Source organism: Shimia sp., assembly GCF_041624275.1.
Classification (GTDB): Bacteria; Pseudomonadota; Alphaproteobacteria; order Rhodobacterales; family Rhodobacteraceae; genus Shimia.
The window spans coordinates 1-17,843 of the sequence record NZ_JBFJVE010000040.1 but is presented as its reverse complement, the minus strand read 5'-3'; the positions used below and the strand labels follow the sequence as shown (position 1 = coordinate 17,843).

The window sequence follows — 17,843 nt, the reverse complement described above, 5'->3', positions numbered from 1 at the left end:
GTGGGGCGGCCCAATGTGGGCAAATCCACCCTGTTCAATCGCCTCGTGGGCAAGAAACTGGCGCTGGTCGACGACCAGCCCGGTGTCACCCGTGACCTGCGCGAGGGCGAGGCGCGGCTTGGCGATCTGCGCTTCACGGTGATCGACACCGCCGGGCTCGAGGATGCCACCGACGACAGTCTCGAGGGGCGCATGCGGCGGCTGACCGAACGCGCGGTCGACATGTCCGACATCTGCCTGTTCATGATCGACGCCCGCACCGGGATCACCCCCACCGACATGATCTTTGCCGAGATCCTGCGCAAGCGCGCGGCCCATGTCATCCTTGCCGCCAACAAGGGCGAGGGTGCCGCTGCCGATGCCGGGGTGATCGAGGCGTGGTCGCTGGGACTGGGAGAGCCGATCCGGCTTTCGGCGGAACATGGCGAGGGGATGAACGACCTTTACGCCCAGCTGATGCCGCTGGCCGATGCCTTCGCCGAACGCGCCGAGGACCATGCGCCCGAGACCGACATCGTGCTGGAGGACGATGAGGGTTTTGACGGCCAGGCGCCGAAGCCGACCGCCGCCAAACCGCTGCAGATCGCCGTCGTCGGGCGCCCCAATGCCGGCAAGTCGACCCTGATCAACAAGATCCTCGGCGAAGACCGTCTGCTGACCGGCCCCGAGGCCGGCATCACCCGCGACGCGATCTCGCTGCGCACCGACTGGTCGGGCACCCCGGTGCGGATCTTCGACACCGCCGGCATGCGCAAGAAGGCCAAGGTGCAGGACAAGGTCGAGAAGCTTTCGGTCTCGGACGGGCTGCGGGCGGTGAAATTCGCCGAGATCGTGGTGGTGCTGCTGGATGCGGCGATTCCCTTCGAGCAGCAGGACCTGCGCATTGCCGACCTCGCCGAACGCGAGGGGCGCGCCGTGGTGGTGGCGGTCAACAAATGGGACATCGAGGACGAGAAACAGCAGAAGCTGCGCGACCTGAAAGAGGCCTTCGAGCGGCTGCTGCCGCAGCTGCGCGGGGCGCCGCTGATCACGGTATCGGCCAAGACCGGGCGCGGCCTCGAGCGGCTGCACGATGCGGTGCTGCGCGCCTATGACGTGTGGAACCGCCGGGTGACCACCGCCCAGCTCAACCGCTGGCTGGCCGGCATGCTCGAGCAGCATCCGCCGCCGGCCCCGCAGGGCAAGCGCATCAAGCTGCGCTACATGACCCAGGCCAAGACCCGCCCGCCGGGCTTCGTCGTCATGTGCAGCCACCCCGACAAGATGCCCGAAAGCTATTCGCGCTATCTGGTCAACGGCCTGCGCGAGGATTTCGACATGCCGGGCACACCGATCCGCCTGTTCATGCGCGGCCAGAGTGAACAGAACCCCTATAAGGGGCGCAAGAAATCCACCCCGTCGCGTCTGCGCAAGCATATCAAGGGGCGCGGGCAGGAGTTCTGATCCGCCATTGGATGCCGGGGCAGCCCGCCGGGGCAGGGGGCGCCGCCCCCTCGGCCTGGCGGCCTCACCCCCGGAGTATTTTCCGAAAAGGTGAAAACAGGGGCGGTAACAGGGGCGAAAACCGGCCCCCCGCCCTTCATCTCTTTTCAAATACTCAAAAACAAAGCCGCGCCCTAAGGTGCGGCTTTTGCCTTGTCGCAGATGCGAGTTGGTTTCAGAGCAGCCGGCCGTCGGCGCCAAGGGTGGTGCGGCCGCCAAGATAGGGGTGCAGCACCTCGGGCAGAACCACCGAGCCGTCCGCCTGCTGGCCGTTTTCCAGCACCGCGATCAGACAGCGCCCGACCGCCAGGCCGGATCCGTTCAGCGTGTGCAGGAATTCCGGCTTGCCGCCTTGCGCCGGCTTGAAGCGCGCATTCATGCGCCGGGCCTGGAAATCGCCGCAGACCGAGACCGAGGAAATCTCGCGGTAGCTGTTCTGCCCGGGCAGCCAGACCTCGATGTCATGGGTGCGCTGCGCGCCGAAGCCCATGTCGCCGGTGCAGAGCACCACGGTGCGGTAGGGCAGGTTCAGCCGTTCCAGAATGCCCTGGGCGCATTCGGTCATCCGGTCGAGCTCGGCGCGGCTGTCCTCGGGCCGGGTGACCGAGACCATCTCGACCTTTTCGAACTGGTGCTGGCGCAGCATGCCCGAGGTGTCGCGCCCGGCGCTGCCGGCTTCCGAGCGGAAACACTGGGTATGGGCCACGTAACGGCGCGGCAGATAGCTTTCCTCGACCGTCAGCCCGTTGACGATATTGGTCAGCGTCACCTCGGCGGTGGGCACCAGCCACCAGCCATTGGTGGTTTCATAGGAATCCTCGCCGAATTTCGGCAGCTGCCCGGTGCCATACATCATCTCGGGTTTCACCAGCACCGGGGTCCAGGCTTCGGTGAGCCCGTTTTCATCGACATGGGTGTTGATCATGAACTGCGCCAGCGCCCGGTGAATGCGCGCCACGGCGCCCGACAGCACCACGAAACGCGAGCCCGAGAGCTTGGCGGCGGTCTCGAAGTCCATGCCCGGCTTGACCCCGGCCAGTTCGTAATGTTCGAGCGGCGCGAAATCCAGATCCCTGGGCGTGCCCCAGCGGTGGATCTCGACGTTGTCGGCTTCGTCGGCGCCCTCGGGGGTGTCTTCGAAGGGCAGATTGGGGATGCCCATCAAGAGGTCGGTCAGCTGCTGATCCAGCGTCTTGGCCTCGGCCTGCATTGCCGCCACTTCGGATTTCTTGTCGCCGACCAGGGCGCGCAGACGCTCGAACTCGGCCTCGTCGCCGCCGGCCTTGGCGGCGCCCACCTCCTTGGCGGCCTTCTTCTGCTCGGCCTGGGCGGCTTCGGCGGCGGCGATCCGCTCCCGCCGGGTCGCGTCCAGCTCGAGGATCGACGGCGACATGGGCGCGAGACCGCGGCGGGCAAGGGCGGCATCGAATGCCCCGGGATTGTCGCGGATCGCACGGATGTCATGCATGTCATTGGTCCTTGGCTGGTGATTCACTTTTCTGACGCGCTTATGGCGTATTTTTTGCCGGATCGTAAGCATTGCCTTACATGTAGGGCGGGCCGCGGTGACGAGGCGGCCTTCGGGCAGATGCGGGGAAGACGGGATGAGCTGGGTAATGGTCGATGACCGGATGCAACGGGGCTACAGCTATCAAAGGGTCTGCGCCATGGGCGAGGGGTTCGATGCCGCTTTCACCCCGGCGCTGACGCCGCGCCAGATGCTGGAATACGGGGTGTTCGAAGGGGTCTACATGAACGATTGCCGGGCCGAGTTTCCCGCCGAGTGGTTCGCCGGCGCGCGGCTCTCGGCGCGGCCCGATCCGGACGTGAACTATTTCGGCGTCAAAAGCCGCCAGCCGCTGTCGGTGTGGCGCGAAAAGGGCTGGATCCACGGCCCCGACCCGCGCGGCTGGTTCCAGTGGTACTGCCGCTATTATTCCGGGCGGCGCCTGCCCGAGATCGACACCCTCCAGATCAGGCGCTGGCGGGCCTTCAACCGACATGCCGGGCAGATCCGCGCCAATTGCCACCCGGGCGACCTGTTCTGCCGGCCGCGCCAGCGCCAGGCGCTGCTGCAATGGGCCTGGGATCCGTTTATCTGAGCCTGCGGCCTCATCGCCGGTGATAATGGCGCTTTCGCGCCTTGCAACCGATGCCAATGCCCCCTAGGTTCGCCCCGAATTCGCGGGGGTGCCCCGTGCCTCGAGAAAAGGAAAGACCTCATGGAAGCCATCGGCCAGTTTATGCCCCTCATCCTGATCTTCGCGATCATGTATTTCCTGCTGATCCGCCCGCAGCAGAAGAAGGCCAAGGAACATCAGGCCATGGTCGACAACGTGCGCCGCGGCGACCAGGTTGTCACCCAGGGCGGGCTGATCGGCAAGATCTCGAAGGTCAAGGAAGACAACGAGGTCGAGGTCGAGCTGGCCGAGGGGGTCAAGGTGCGGGTGGTCAAGTCGACCATCGCCCAGGTGATGAGCAAGACCGAGCCCGCCGCCAGCAAGTAATCGGGAACAAGGCGGGGTCCGGCCGGGATAGGCCGGACCCCGATGCGTTTGTCCCCCTCGCTGCCGGGGGCAACCGACAAGCCGCCGCCCGCGGCGCCACAGCAACAGGACAGGGCCTAGAAGATGCTGCAAATCGACCTCTGGAAACGGGTGCTCATATGGGCCGTCTGCGCCTTTGGCCTGCTGATGGCGATGCCGAACGCCTTTTACGAGCGGGTCGAGGCGCGCAATGACGCGGTTGCGGCGCTCGAGCTGGGCCATGCCGGCAACGGTCTCGAGGCGCAGGCCGGGATGTGGCCCGCGTGGCTGCCCTCGGGGCTGGTCAATCTGGGGCTCGACCTGCGCGGCGGTGCCCATCTTCTGGCCGAGGTGCAGGTGGGCGATGTCTACGAGGCCCGCGTCAAGGCGCTGTGGCCCGAGGTGCGCAACTTGCTGCGCGATGAGCGCGCCACCATCGGCACCATCCGCCTCCAGCCGTCGCAGGGCGATCAGCTGCGGGTCAAAGTGTCCAAGCCCGAGCAGGTCGGGGCCGCCGCCACTCTGGTGCGCGGACTGGCGCGGCCGGTGGTGTCGCTGACCGGCGCCGGGCAATCCGATCTCGTGGTCACGACCGAAGGCGACATGGTGGTGGTCGAGCTCAGCGAGGCCGAGAAACTGGCCACCGACGAGCGTACCGTGCAGCAGGCGCTGGAGATCATCCGGCGCCGCATCGACGAGGTCGGCACCCGCGAACCCACGATCCAGCGCCAGGGGGCAGACCGGATCCTGATCCAGGTGCCGGGCATCGGCTCGGCGGCCGAGCTGAAAGAGATCATCGGCACCACCGCCCAGCTGACCTTTCACCCGGTGATCGGGCGCGGCAGCAATGCCGGGGCCAACCCCGGACCGGGCAATGAAATCCTGCCCTCGCTGGATGAGGAAGACGTCTTTTACACCATCGAAAGCGCGCCTGTCGTCACCGGCGAGGACCTGGTCGATGCCCAGCCGTCTTTCGATCAGAACAACACCCCGGCGGTGTCCTTCCGCTTCAACCCCACCGGCGCCCGCAAGTTCGGCAATTACACCGCCGAGAACATCGGCTCGCCCTTTGCCATCGTGCTCGACGGCGAGGTGGTCAGCGCGCCGGTCATCCAGTCGCATATCCCCGGCGGATCGGGCATCATCACCGGCCGCTTCACGGTCGAGGAAAGCACCAATCTCGCGGTGCTCCTGCGCGCCGGTGCCCTGCCGGCGGGGCTCGATTTCCTCGAAGAGCGCACCATCGGCCCGGAACTGGGGCAGGACAGCATCGATGCCGGGCGCATCGCCTGTGTCGTGGCCTTCGTCGCGGTGCTGGTCTTCATGGTGCTGAGCTACGGCACCTTCGGGCTGTTCGCCAATATCGCCCTGATCCTCAATGTCGGGCTGATCTTCGGTCTCCTGAGCACCATCGGCGCCACGCTGACCCTGCCGGGGATTGCCGGCATCGTCTTGACCATCGGCATGGCGGTGGACGCCAACGTGCTGGTCTTCGAGCGTATCCGCGAAGAGCTGAAATCGGCCAAGGGGCCGGCCCGTGCCATCGACCTTGGCTATGAAAAGGCGCTGAGCGCCATTCTCGACGCCAATATCACCACCTTCATCACCGCCGTGATCCTGTTCGCCGTCGGCTCCGGCCCGGTACGCGGCTTTGCCATCACCTTGGGCCTTGGCATTCTGACCTCGGTCTTCACCGCGATCTTCGTGACGCGGCTGATGATCGTGATCTGGTTCGAACGCCGCCGTCCCAAGACAATCGAGGTTTGACCCATGCGCCTGAGACTGGTTCCCAATGACACCAAGTGGGATTTCTTTTCGCGCCCGGTGCTGTGGCTGGGCATCTCCGGCCTGCTGATGGTGCTGGCGCTGGTCAGCTTCTCGATCCAGGGGCTGAACTATGGCATCGACTTCCGCGGCGGCACCACGATCCGTACCGAAAGCGCCACCGCCGTCGATGTCGCCGCCTATCGCAATGCGATCGCGCCCCTGGGGCTGGGTGACGTGTCGATCACCGAGGTCTTCGACCCCAATTTCGAAGAGGATCAGAACGTCACCATGATCCGCATCCAGGCCCAGGAAGGCCAGGAGGCGGTGACCGCGGACGTGGTGCGCGAGGTCGAGGCGGCGCTGAAGACCATTGCGCCCGATATTTCCTTTGTCTCGGTGGAATCCGTCGGACCCAAGGTATCGGGCGAGCTGATCCAGACCGCCGTGATCGCGGTGTTGCTGGCGATCGGTGCGGTGCTGATCTATATCTGGCTGCGCTTCGAATGGCAGTTCGCGCTTGGCGCCGTGGCGGCCCTGGTGCATGACGTGGTGCTGACCATCGGTGTGTTCTCGGAGTTGCAGATCCGTTTCGACCTGGCGATCATCGCCGCCCTGCTGACCATCGTCGGCTATTCGCTGAACGATACCGTGGTGGTCTTTGACCGGGTGCGCGAGAACCTGCGCAAATACAAGAAACTCGACCTCAAGGCGGTGCTGAACCTGTCGATCAACGAGACCCTGAGCCGCACGGTGATGACCTCGGTGACCACGCTCCTGGCGCTGATCTCGCTGTTCGTGCTGGGCGGAGACGTGATCCGCGGCTTTGTCTTCGCGATGATCTGGGGCGTCATCGTCGGCACCTATTCCTCGGTTTTCATCGCCTCGGCGGTGCTGCTGAAACTGGGGGTCAAGCGCGACTGGTCCAAGCCTTCGAGCACCGCCGGCAACCAGTTCGCCAATATCGACGCCTGAGCCAGGCCGTCTGCGGCCGAGGAGAGAGCCATGGACCTGCATGAAGTGATCTATTCCGACGCCGTGCCGATCGAGAGCTACGGCCCCGGCTTCTTCCGCATCAACGGCGAGGTGATCCGGGGCGGGGCGCTGATCCATGCCAAGGGGGCGCGCAGCTGGGGCGGCTATGACGACCTTCAGACCGTGCTCGACATGAAGCCGCATGTCGATTTCATCCTGCTCGGCACCGGCGCCGTCATGACCCCGGTGCCCGCCGCCTTCCGCCGGGCGCTGGACGCTGCCGGTATCGGCGTCGAGCCGATGGCCTCGCCCACGGCCTGCCGCACCTACAATGTGCTGGTCTCGGAGGGGCGCCGCGTCGCCGCGGTGCTGATCCCGCTCGAGGCCACGGCCGACGATGCGTGAGATCACGCATCCTACCGCCGTAGGGTGCGTGCTCGCACGCACCGGCGCACCATGCAAACGATCCGGGACCAAATCTCCGACAAACCCCCGGACCGCTTGACACATCTCAAGGCGCGCCACGGGGACGCCGTCTACACCGCCGCAAACGGCAATTGATGCTTTTGCCGATCCCGTTCATGCGCTAAGGCTGCCCCATGATCCTGACCGTAAAAGACCTGACCATTTCGCGCGGCGGCATCCCGGTGCTCGAAGGGCTGAATTTCACCCTCGAACCGGGTCGGGCGCTGGTGTTGCGGGGGCCGAACGGGGTCGGCAAGACGACCCTGCTGCGCACCGTCGCCGGGCTTCAGCCGCCGGTCTCGGGCAGCGTTGAATGCGCCCCCGACACGATTGCCTATGCCGCCCATAGCGACGGGCTCAAGGCGACGCTGAGCGTTGCCGAGAACCTTGCCTTCTGGGCCGATGTCTTCGGCACCAGCGGCATCGGCGATGCGCTGGCGGGGTTCGACCTCAATGCCCTCGCGGACCGGCCCGCCGGTGCCCTGTCGGCCGGGCAGAAACGCCGCCTCGGCCTGGCGCGGCTTCTGGTGACCGGGCGGCCGCTGTGGATCCTCGACGAGCCGACCGTGTCGCTCGACACCGCCTCGGTGGCGATGTTCGCCGACGCGGTGCGGGCGCATCTGTCGACCGGCGGGGCGGCGCTGATCGCCACCCATATCGACCTTGGGCTGGATGCCGAGGTGCTGGATGTCGGCCCGTTTCGCGCCAAGCCGCGCTCGGGCACCGGCGGTTTCGACGGCTTGGACGAGAGTTTCCTATGATTGCGCTGCTGCTTCGCGACCTGAAACTGGCGATGCGCGCCGGGGGCGGTTTTGGCCTCGGGTTGTCCTTCTTCCTGATCGTGACGGTGCTGGTGCCCTTCGGGGTCGGCCCCGAAAGCGGGCTTCTGGCCCGCATCGCGCCGGGCATCCTGTGGCTCGGGGCGCTGCTGGCCTGCCTGTTGTCGCTGGACCGGATCTTCGCGCTGGACTGGGAGGACGGCTCGCTCGACCTTCTGGCGACCTCGCCGCTGCCGATGGAGGGCGTGGTCACGGTGAAGGCGCTGGCCCACTGGCTGACCACCGGGCTGCCGCTGTGCCTGGCCTCGCCGCTGTTCGGGCTGCTGCTCAGCCTGCCCGGCGAGGGCTATCGCTGGCTGGTGGTGTCGCTGGTGCTCGGCACCCCGGCGCTGTCGGTGATCGGCACCTTCGGCGCGGCGCTGACCGTGGGGCTGAAACGCGGCGGTCTGCTCTTGTCGCTGCTGGTGCTGCCGCTTTACGTGCCGACGCTGATCTTTGGTGCCGAAGTGGCGCGGCGCGGTGCCGAGGGGCTGGCCAATACCACGCCGCTGCTGATGCTGGCCGGGATCACCGCCGGCACGATCGCGCTTCTGCCCTTTGCCAGCGCCTTGGTGCTGCGGGTCAATCTGCGCTAGGAGGCGTCGAGAAAGTGATAGGGGGTTAACCCAAATCAAGGCAGCGCGCCGCGCTCACTGGCATGTGAGGTGCAATTGCCTGAACAGGCGAGTAGGGAAAAGACATGGGTTCTATCTGGGAATACGCAAATCCGGTGAAATTCATCCGCACCTCGGAGGCGGTGCTGCCTTGGGTGTCGATCCTGGCCATCGTGACGCTGGTGGCGGGGCTGGTCTGGGGGTTTTTCTTCACCCCTGACGACTACCGCCAGGGGTCGACCGTCAAGATCATCTATCTGCATGTGCCCTCGGCGCTGATGGCGATCAACGTCTGGTTCATGATGCTGGTCACCTCGCTGGTCTGGCTGATCCGGCGCCACCACGTGTCGGCGCTGGCGGCGCGGGCCGCGGCCCCGGTGGGCGTGGTGATGACGCTGATCGCGCTGGTGACCGGGGCGATCTGGGGCCAGCCGATGTGGGGCACCTGGTGGGCCTGGGATCCGCGCCTGACCTCGTTCCTGATCCTGTTCCTGTTCTATCTCGGCTATATCGCGCTCTGGGCGGCGATCGACAATCCCGACACCGCCGCCGACCTGACCTCGGTCCTGTGCATCGTCGGCTCGGTCTTTGCCGTGCTCAGCCGCTATGCGGTCAACTTCTGGAACCAGGGGCTGCACCAGGGGGCCTCGCTGTCGCTGGACAAGGAGGAACATGTCGCCGACGTGTTCTCGACCCCGCTCTATGTCTGTATCGCCGGGTTCATCTTCCTGTTCATCGCGCTGGTCTTCCTGCGCACCCGCACGGAAATCTACAAACGCCGCACCAAGGCGCTGCTGGCAAGGGAGAGACTGGGATGATGCCCGATCTTGGAAAATACACCGACACTGTGCTGTCGTCTTACGCGGTCTCGATCCTGCTGCTGGTGCTCATGGTGGTCCTGAGCCTGCGCGCCGCGCGCAAGGCCCGCGCCGAACTGGAGAAGGTGGAGGGCCGCCGTCATGGCTAGGGTGTCGCCGCTGATGATCGCGCCGCCGCTGCTGTTCGCCGCTCTGGCGGCGCTGTTCTTCTTCGGCATGGCACGCGACAACCCCAACGAGCTGCCCTCGGCGCTGACCGGGCGGCAGGCACCGGCGCTGGCGGTGGCGCCGCTGGGCGATCTGCCGGGCATCGACCCGGCGATCCTGACCGACGGCGAGATCAAGCTGGTGAACTTCTGGGCCAGCTGGTGCGCGCCCTGCCGGGTGGAGCATCCGACGCTGATGCAGCTCAAGGCCGAAGGGCTGGCGATCTACGGCGTGAACTACAAGGACAAGCCCGCCAACGGGCTCGGCTTTCTGGCCGAACTCGGCGACCCCTACCGCGCCGTCGGACAGGACAGCAGCGGGCGCGTCGGGATCGACTGGGGCGTTTACGGCGTGCCCGAGACCTATCTTCTGGACGGCAGCGGCAAGATCATCACCCGCATCGCCGGCCCGCTGACCCAGCGCGAGCTCGAGGGGCGGTTGCGGCCCAAGCTTCGGGCCCTGCGCGAGGCGGCTCCGGGCTCGTAACCACCCTTCTGCGCCGGGTGCCTTTCCGGGCTTCGGGGCCGATCGATGCTGCCGCGGCCGGTGGCCTCGCCCCTGCCGGTGGCGCCCAGCCACCGCTTTGCCCGGATTTGACCGAGTAATGATGGACAAGTGCGGCACCCAGTCGCTAGAGGTGGGGCAACCTGTCCACGCCGAACATCTTGCAACTCGAATCCGAAAAGTATACTACGGCATACAACAGGTTTGGGAGTCGGTTCGCCAGGAAAAAGCGCGACCCGGTTTTCAAGCTATTCTGACACTAAAGCGTAGGGATCGTCATGAGCTTGTACACAGACTACCTAACCGAGATCGACACTCGCAAAGAACAGGGCCTGAACCCCAAGCCGATTGATGACGGCGCGCTGCTGGCCGAAATCATCGCCCAGATCAAGGACAGCGGCAACGCGCATCGCGACGCCTCGCTGAACTTCTTCATCTACAACACGCTGCCGGGCACCACCAGCGCGGCGGGCGTCAAGGCGGCCTTCCTCAAGGAGATCATCCTTGGTGCCGAGACCGTGGCCGAGATCAGCGTGGAATTCGCCTTCGAACTGCTGTCGCACATGAAGGGCGGCCCTTCGGTCGAGGTTCTGCTGGATCTGGCCCTGGGCGAGGATGCCGCGATCGCCGCGCAGGCGGCCGAGGTGCTGAAGACCCAGGTCTTCCTCTACGAGGCCGACACCGAGCGTCTGGACGCCGCCTACAAGGCCGGCAACGCCGTCGCCAAGGAGCTTCTGGAAAGCTATGCCAAGGCCGAGTTCTTCACCAAGCTGCCCGAGGTCGAGGAAGAGATCAAAGTCGTGACCTATATCGCCGGTATCGGTGATATCTCGACCGACCTGCTGTCGCCCGGTGCCGAGGCCCACAGCCGCGCCGACCGCGAGTTGCACGGCAAATGCATGATCACCCCCGAGGCGCAGGTCGAAATTCAGGAACTGCAGAAACAGCACCCCGACGCGCGCGTCATGCTGATCGCCGAAAAGGGCACCATGGGCGTGGGCTCGTCGCGGATGTCGGGCGTCAACAACGTGGCGCTGTGGACCGGCAAACAGGCCAGCCCCTATGTGCCCTTCATCAACATCGCCCCGGTCGTGGCCGGCACCAACGGCATCTCGCCGATCTTCCTGACCACCGTGGGCGTGACCGGCGGCATCGGCATCGACCTTGACAACTGGGTCAAGAAGACCGACGCCGACGGCAATGTCGTCGTGGACGAAGACGGCGAAGCGGTGCTGGAAGAGGCCTATTCGGTGGCCACCGGCACCGTGCTGACCATCAATTCGAAAACCAAGACCCTGCATGACGCGGATGGCAACGAGCTGAAAAGCGTCGCCGCCGCCTTTACCCCGCAGAAGATGGAATTCATGAAGGCGGGCGGATCCTATGCCGTGGTCTTCGGCAAGAAGCTGCAGACCTTTGCTGCCGCCGCCCTTGGCCAAGAGCTGAAGTCGGCCTATGCGCCCTCGAAAGAGGTGTCGATCGAAGGTCAGGGCCTGACCGCGGTCGAGAAGATCTTCAACCGCAACGCCGTTGGCACCACGCCGGGCGTGACCCTGCACGCCGGATCGGACGTGCGGGTCAAGGTCAACGTCGTCGGCTCGCAGGACACCACCGGCCCGATGACCGCGCAGGAACTCGAAGCCATGGCGGCGACCGTGATCTCGCCCTCGGTCGATGTCGGCTATCAGTCGGGCTGTCACACCGCATCGGTGTGGGACAAGAAGGCCCAGGCCAACATCCCCAAGCTGATGAAGTTCATGAATGATTTCGGCCTGATCACCGCGCGTGACCCGAAGGGCGTCTACCATTCGATGACCGACGTGATCCACAAGGTGCTGAACGACATCACCGTGGACGACTGGGACGTCATCATTGGCGGCGACAGCCACACCCGGATGTCCAAGGGCGTCGCCTTTGGTGCCGACTCGGGCACTGTGGCGCTGGCGCTGGCCACCGGTGAAGCCTCGATGCCGATCCCGGAATCGGTCAAGGTTACCTTCAAGGGGCAGATGGCCGACCATCTCGACTTCCGCGACGTGGTGCACGCCACGCAGGCGCAGATGCTGAAACAGCATGGCGACAACGTCTTCCAGGGCCGCGTCATCGAAGTGCACATCGGCACCCTCTTGGCCGACCAGGCCTTTACCTTCACCGACTGGACCGCCGAGATGAAGGCCAAGGCGTCGGTCTGTATCTCGAATGACGAGACGCTGATCGGCTCGCTGGAACTGGCCAAGTCGCGCATCCAGATCATGATCGACAAGGGCATGGACAACAAAGCCCAGCTTTTGCAGGGGCTGATCGACAAGGCCGACGCGCGGATCGCCGACATCAAGTCGGGCAAGAACCCGGCGCTGACCCCGGACGACAACGCCAAGTATTTCGCCGAGGTCGTGGTCGATCTCGACGCCATCGACGAGCCGATGATCGCCGACCCCGACGTCAACAACGACGACGTGTCCAAGCGCTATACCCACGACACCATCCGCGGCGTCTCTTACTATGGCGGCGACAAGAAGGTCGATCTTGGCTTTGTGGGCTCGTGCATGGTGCACAAGGGCGACATGAAGATCGTCGCCCAGATGCTGAAGAACCTCGAGAAGCTGCACGGCAAGGTCGAGTTCAAGGCACCTCTGGTGGTGGCCGCGCCGACCTACAACATCATCGACGAACTGAAGGAAGAAGGCGACTGGGAGATCCTCGAGAAATACTCGGGCTTCGAGTTCGACGACCTATTCCCGAAAACCCAGGCCCGCACCGAGTATGAGAACATCATGTATCTCGAGCGCCCGGGCTGTAACCTCTGCATGGGCAACCAGGAAAAGGCCGCCAAGGGCGACACGGTTCTGGCCACCTCGACCCGCCTGTTCCAGGGCCGCGTCGTTGGCGATACGCCCGAGAAGAAGGGTGAATCGCTGCTGGCCTCGACCCCGGTCGTGGTGCTGGCCGCCATCCTGGGTCGCACCCCGACCTTGGAAGAGTACAAGGCCGCCGTTGAGGGTATCGACCTGACCAAATTCGCCCCGCCGCTGGAAAAACCGGCCGACGCGAAATCGGTGCATTTCTAAAGCCCCCCGGCAGCGGGAGCGCGCAGAAACAGGGGGCGCCGCGTCATGCGGCGCCCCTTTTTGCCTGCCGGGGCGCGGCCGGGCGGATTTGTAACACTTCGCTCGCGAATCCTTTATTGGCCAGGGCAGGGCCTATTCACTATCAAGGGGCAGGGAAGAACGAGACGAGGTTGCCATGCGCGCCGCTCTGCTTTGGGCAATGATGATCTGGCTGGCCGTGTCGGCACCGCTTGCGGCGCAGACCCGGCCCGTGGTGGTCGAGCTCTTCACCTCGCAGGGCTGTTCCTCATGCCCGCCCGCCGATGCCTTCCTGCTCGAGACGCTGGCCCCGCGCAGCGACGTGATCGCGCTGGCGCTGCATGTCGACTACTGGGACTATCTCGGCTGGAAAGACCATTTCGCCAGCCCGCAGTTCACCAAGCGCCAGAAGGCCTATGCCAATGCGGCGGGGCAGCGCACCATCTATACGCCGCAGATGATCATCGGCGGGGTGCAGCATGTGGTCGGCACCCACCCCAAGGAGGTGCTGGCCCATATCCAGCGCCAGTCCGAGGCGCCGCAACGGGTCCGGCTTGGGCTGACGCGCCAGGGCGATGCGGTCCGGCTGAGGCTGGAGAACCTGATGCCGTCGCAGACCATGCCGGTGGACGTGTTCATGGTGCGCTACCTGGCCTCGGAGGAGGTCGAGATCACGCGCGGCGAGAACGCCGGGCGGCAGGTGACCTATGCCAATATCGTCACCGACTGGCGGCAGTTGCTGATGTGGGACATGGCCGAGCCGGTCGCGCTGAGGGTGCCGGTAACCGGCGACGAGCCGATCGCGGTGATCGTGCAGCAGCACGGCCATGGGCCGATCCTCGCGGCGGCGCAGCTGCGCTAGGTTCTGGGGCGGCCACCGGGCTTGCGCAGGTCGAGATCGGCATGTTTCCAGCGCCGGTGAATCCAGAACCACTGGTCGAGGTTGTCGCGCACCAGCGCCTCGAGCCCGTCATTGACCGCCTGGGTCATGGTCAGCGCATCGGAATGCGGGATCTCTTCCAGCGCGACGATGCGAAAGCTCAGCCCGTCGGGGCGGCGCAGCCCGTAGACCGGGATCAGCGCCGCGTCGTATTTCAGTGCCAGCTCGGCGGTGATCAGCGAGGTGCGGGCTTTCTTGCCGAAGAAATCAAGCGCCTCTCCATCCTGCACGTAAAGGTCGGTGAGGATGCCGAGGATGCCGCCGCCCTTGATGTGGCGCACCATCTCGATCATGCCCCGGCGCCCCTGTTCGAACATCGGGGTGCCGATGCTCGAGATCGAGCGCACGTAGTGGTCGTTGAAATACGGGTTCGACATTCGCCGGTAGAGCGCGCCCATGTTGTAGCCGCGATGGATCAGATTGGCGCGCACCGCGTCGTAATTGCCCATGTGGCCGGTGACAAGGATCACCGGGCGGCCGGCGGCGCGCGCCGCCTCGAGACGGGCCAGACCCGGCCCTTCGATCGGGGCCGCAATGGCGCGCTCGACGAAATCCTGCCCGGAATAGATCTCGATCAGGGTGCGCCCGGCATTGTCGGGCACCGCCCGGCACAGGCGGCGTATCTCGGCCTCGGGCAGGTCCGGCAGCACATGGGCCAGGTTGTCGCGCACCCGTTTGCGAAAGCCGCCGATCGGGGCCAGGACCTCGGCGGTGAGCCAGCCCATCAGCCGCACCCGGGTCGCATAGGGCAGCGCCAGCGCGGTGCCTATGGCGCCTTTCAGCACCAGGTTCACCATGTAATCCAAGGCGTTCTGTGCCCGGGTCGGGGTCGCTTTGTTCATGGGGCCTCGGTGGTCTTGCTGCGCGGCCAGACATAAGTGGCGGCGCGCGCCTGCGCAAGCTCTGCGAGACCTGCCGGCCAGCGCAAGACATGAAAGCGGCCGCCGCATCGCTGCGCCGGCCGTCGGTCATTCCTGCGCGGTGGCGCGTTTTCAGTCGCCAAAGACGCGGGCGAAGATCGTGTCGACATGTTTGGTGTGATAGCCCATGTCGAATTTCTCGTTGATGCCGTCGACGCCAAGCGCGGCGACCACCTCTTCGTCCGCCAGCAGCAGCTCGCGGAAGTCGAGCCGCTCTTCCCAGACCTTCAGCGCGTTGCGCTGGACCATGGAATAGGCGCCTTCGCGGCTGACACCGGCCTGGGTCAGCGCCAGCAGCACGCGCTGCGACATGACGAGGCCGGGGAACTTGTTCATGTTGTCGAGCATGTTCTCGGGGAAGATCAGCATCTTCTCGATCACCCCGGCCAGACGGTTCAGGGCGAAATCGAGGGTCACGGTGGCGTCGGGGCCGATGCCACGCTCGACCGAGGAATGCGAAATGTCGCGTTCGTGCCAGAGGGCCACGTTCTCCATCGCCGGGATCACGGTCATGCGCACCAGACGCGCGAGGCCGGTGAGGTTCTCGGTCAGGACCGGGTTCTTCTTGTGCGGCATCGCCGAGGAGCCCTTCTGGCCCATCGAGAAGAACTCGGCGCCTTCCAGCACCTCGGTGCGCTGCATGTGGCGGATCTCGATGGCGATGTTCTCGATCGACGAGGCGATGACACCGAGCACGGCAAAGAACATCGCGTGGCGGTCGCGCGGGATCACCTGGGTCGAGATCGGCTCGGGCTTGAGGCCCAGTTTTTCACAGACATGCTCTTCGACCGCCGGGTCGATATTGGCGAAAGTGCCGACAGCGCCGGAAATCGCGCCGGTGGCCACCTCGTCGCGCGCCGCCAGAAGACGCGCCTTGTTGCGGTCCATCTCGGCGTAGAAACGGGCAAAGGTCAGGCCCATGGTGGTGGGCTCGGCGTGGATGCCGTGGCTGCGGCCGACGCGCACCGTGTCCTTGTGCTCCATGGCGCGGGTCTTCAGCGCTGCAAGCACCCGGTCGAGGCCGGTCAGCAGGATGTCGGCGGCGCGCACCAGCTGCACGTTGAGGCAGGTATCAAGCACATCCGACGAGGTCATGCCCTGATGCACGAAACGCGCCTCTTCGCTGCCCACGTGCTCGGCCAGGTGGGTCAGGAAGGCGATCACGTCATGTTTGGTCACCGCTTCGATCTCGTCGATGCGGGCCACGTCGAACTCCACGTCCTTGGCCTTCCAGACCGCGTCGGCGTTTTCCTGCGGGATCACCCCCAGCTTGGCCTGGGCGTCACAGGCATGGGCCTCGATCTCGTACCAGATGCGGAACTTGGTTTCGGGCGACCAGATGGCGACCATTTCGGGGCGGGCATAGCGAGGGATCATGTCACGGCCTTGTCTCTTGGAGGGATCTGGGCGCGGTTTAGACCGAAGCCGGGGTGGCGGCAAGCCGCGAGGCCGCGAATGAGACGGATTGCCCTGATTTTACTTGCCCCGCGGCAGTGTTGCGCCGTGCGGGCCGGCACTGTCGGCAGCATCCCTGCGATCGCGCGGGGCGCCGGCTCTGGGGCGGCACCCCGGCGGTTCCGGGCTCAGGCGGCGCTGTTGTCGTTGGTCTCGCGCAATTGCGTGTCGATGCGCAGGATATGGCTGTCCAGCCATGCATCGATGGTGTCTAGAAGTGTGGCCGCCCTTGCGCGGTCGAAACCGTTCTTGCGAAACTCCGCATACTCGGTCTCGACGAACTCGGTGAAGGCTTCGTGCTCTGTCTGGTTCTGTTTCGCGGCCGGACAGTGACTGGCCAGCATACACTCGCCCTCAAAACAGAAATGGATTTCGGTATAAAGCCGCAGGAACTCCAAGAATCCCCGAAAGGTCTCCGAGGAACAGTTTCCCTCTAGGGCTTCGCGGAACTCCTCGGTGCTTTCGAAAAGGGTTTTATGTTGGGCGTCTATTTCCGCATTGCCCGTCGCGTATTTCTCCGACCACTTCATGGCTTTCCTCACAATCCATTAAAAAATGTCTCCCTTGCCGCACGGTTAGGGTGAGTTTGACCGGTTGACAACAACCATGGTAGTCGTTTTTTGCATGGCTGCCATTCCACAAATCGTCCCTGGTCGCCATTACTTGCCGTAGCGTCGCTTTTTGCCAAGATATTGTCCGGCTCTGGTCGGCAAGGCGGAACCTGACGGACGGAAACGGGGTGCATCAGCCGATTCCGGTGGCGTCGAGGCCGACGCCGGGGAAAGTCCGCCGCTCAGTCCTCTCCCATCAGGCGGGGGTCGAACGGGTAGGTGGTGAGGTTCTCAAAGCCGTCCTCGGTGATCAGCACCTGGTCCTCGAGCTTGATCGAGAAATCGCCGCCTTCGGGGCTTACCAGCGCCTCGACGCAAAGCACCATGCCGGGCTGCAAGTCGTAGTCAAAGGCCCCGTCGACCATCTTGTCGGGATAGGCGATCAGCGGCCACTCGTCACAGAGGCCCACGCCATGCATCATGCAGCCGTATTTCTGCGCCTGATACTGCGCGTCAAGCTCGTGGTAGCTGCGCGAGATGTCCTGGATGTTGGCGCCGGGCTTCAGCAGCTCCATGTTGGTCATGATGTGTTCATGCGCGTGGCGCATGGAATAGATCATGTCGGCCCTTGGCTTTTCATCGCCGATCCACCAGCTGCGGGAAATGTCGATGCAGATGCCGTAGGAGCCGATCAGGTCGGTGTCGAAGCTGACGATCTC

General features: G+C 64.9%; 18 protein-coding genes. 13 read left to right on the top strand and 5 right to left on the bottom strand.

The features are described from left to right. Positions 1–1,443, top strand: a 1,443-nt coding sequence (der, locus tag ABZD10_RS05175; RefSeq protein ID WP_372885074.1) for a ribosome biogenesis GTPase Der, incomplete at its 5' end; no start/stop codon positions are given. A 214-nt stretch (positions 1,444–1,657) separates the two neighbouring features. Here der and serS read toward each other — a convergent pair. Beyond that, positions 1,658–2,950, bottom strand: coding sequence for a serine--tRNA ligase (gene serS / locus ABZD10_RS05170; protein WP_372885072.1), 1,293 nt, complete (start codon positions 2,948–2,950; stop codon positions 1,658–1,660). 136 nt (positions 2,951–3,086) lie between these two features. On the opposite strand from serS, the gene ABZD10_RS05165 reads away from it, so the two are divergent. The 12 genes from ABZD10_RS05165 (at position 3,087) to ABZD10_RS05110 (ending at position 14,120) form a co-directional block, all read left to right on the top strand. Then, complete coding sequence (locus tag ABZD10_RS05165) at positions 3,087–3,584, top strand: hypothetical protein (protein ID WP_372885071.1); 498 nt, start codon at positions 3,087–3,089, stop codon at positions 3,582–3,584. Positions 3,585–3,704: 120 nt separating this feature from the next. Next, the gene (yajC, locus tag ABZD10_RS05160; protein ID WP_372885070.1) at positions 3,705–3,989 is read left to right on the top strand and encodes a preprotein translocase subunit YajC; all 285 of its coding nucleotides are present in this window, start codon (positions 3,705–3,707) and stop codon (positions 3,987–3,989) included. Positions 3,990–4,112: 123 nt separating this feature from the next. After that, positions 4,113–5,774 carry a protein translocase subunit SecD gene (gene secD / locus ABZD10_RS05155; protein WP_372885069.1) on the top strand — a complete coding sequence of 554 codons (1,662 nt, stop codon included), beginning with the start codon at positions 4,113–4,115 and terminating at the stop codon, positions 5,772–5,774. Between the two features lie 3 nt (positions 5,775–5,777). Next, positions 5,778–6,746, top strand: coding sequence for a protein translocase subunit SecF (secF, locus tag ABZD10_RS05150; RefSeq protein WP_372885067.1), 969 nt, complete (start codon positions 5,778–5,780; stop codon positions 6,744–6,746). A 30-nt stretch (positions 6,747–6,776) separates the two neighbouring features. Continuing rightward, the gene (locus ABZD10_RS05145) at positions 6,777–7,151 is read left to right on the top strand and encodes an Mth938-like domain-containing protein (RefSeq protein ID WP_372885066.1); all 375 of its coding nucleotides are present in this window, start codon (positions 6,777–6,779) and stop codon (positions 7,149–7,151) included. A gap of 194 nt (positions 7,152–7,345) precedes the next feature. Further along, the gene (gene ccmA, locus ABZD10_RS05140; protein WP_372885065.1) at positions 7,346–7,972 is read left to right on the top strand and encodes a heme ABC exporter ATP-binding protein CcmA; all 627 of its coding nucleotides are present in this window, start codon (positions 7,346–7,348) and stop codon (positions 7,970–7,972) included. Continuing rightward, the gene (ccmB, locus tag ABZD10_RS05135; RefSeq protein WP_372885064.1) at positions 7,969–8,625 is read left to right on the top strand and encodes a heme exporter protein CcmB; all 657 of its coding nucleotides are present in this window, start codon (positions 7,969–7,971) and stop codon (positions 8,623–8,625) included. Before ccmA ends, ccmB begins: the two co-directional genes overlap by 4 nt. 104 nt (positions 8,626–8,729) lie before the next feature. Continuing rightward, positions 8,730–9,461, top strand: coding sequence for a heme ABC transporter permease (locus ABZD10_RS05130; protein ID WP_372885063.1), 732 nt, complete (start codon positions 8,730–8,732; stop codon positions 9,459–9,461). Next, a complete protein-coding gene (gene ccmD, locus ABZD10_RS05125) occupies positions 9,458–9,610 on the top strand; it encodes a heme exporter protein CcmD (protein WP_372885062.1) in 153 nt (50 codons plus the stop codon). The genes ABZD10_RS05130 and ccmD overlap by 4 nt, the downstream gene beginning before the upstream one ends. Beyond that, positions 9,603–10,154, top strand: coding sequence for a DsbE family thiol:disulfide interchange protein (locus tag ABZD10_RS05120; protein WP_372885060.1), 552 nt, complete (start codon positions 9,603–9,605; stop codon positions 10,152–10,154). Before ccmD ends, ABZD10_RS05120 begins: the two co-directional genes overlap by 8 nt. Positions 10,155–10,450: 296 nt before the next feature. Beyond that, entirely contained in the window at positions 10,451–13,240 is a 2,790-nt protein-coding gene (locus ABZD10_RS05115; protein WP_372885059.1) for a bifunctional aconitate hydratase 2/2-methylisocitrate dehydratase, read from the top strand. 175 nt (positions 13,241–13,415) lie between these two features. Next, the gene (locus ABZD10_RS05110; RefSeq protein WP_372885058.1) at positions 13,416–14,120 is read left to right on the top strand and encodes a DUF1223 domain-containing protein; all 705 of its coding nucleotides are present in this window, start codon (positions 13,416–13,418) and stop codon (positions 14,118–14,120) included. Here ABZD10_RS05110 and ABZD10_RS05105 read toward each other — a convergent pair. The 4 genes from ABZD10_RS05105 to ABZD10_RS05090 all read right to left on the bottom strand — a co-directional run. Then, a complete protein-coding gene (locus ABZD10_RS05105; protein ID WP_372885056.1) occupies positions 14,117–15,040 on the bottom strand; it encodes a lysophospholipid acyltransferase family protein in 924 nt (307 codons plus the stop codon). The two genes, ABZD10_RS05110 and ABZD10_RS05105, sit on opposite strands and share 4 nt — an antisense overlap. Positions 15,041–15,190: 150 nt before the next feature. Beyond that, complete coding sequence (gene purB, locus ABZD10_RS05100; RefSeq protein ID WP_372885055.1) at positions 15,191–16,495, bottom strand: adenylosuccinate lyase; 1,305 nt, start codon at positions 16,493–16,495, stop codon at positions 15,191–15,193. Between the two features lie 206 nt (positions 16,496–16,701). Continuing rightward, positions 16,702–17,103 carry a bacteriohemerythrin gene (locus ABZD10_RS05095; RefSeq protein ID WP_372885054.1) on the bottom strand — a complete coding sequence of 134 codons (402 nt, stop codon included), beginning with the start codon at positions 17,101–17,103 and terminating at the stop codon, positions 16,702–16,704. Positions 17,104–17,366: 263 nt separating this feature from the next. After that, positions 17,367–17,843: M24 family metallopeptidase (locus ABZD10_RS05090; protein WP_372885053.1), on the bottom strand; the 477-nt coding region annotated here is incomplete at its 5' end.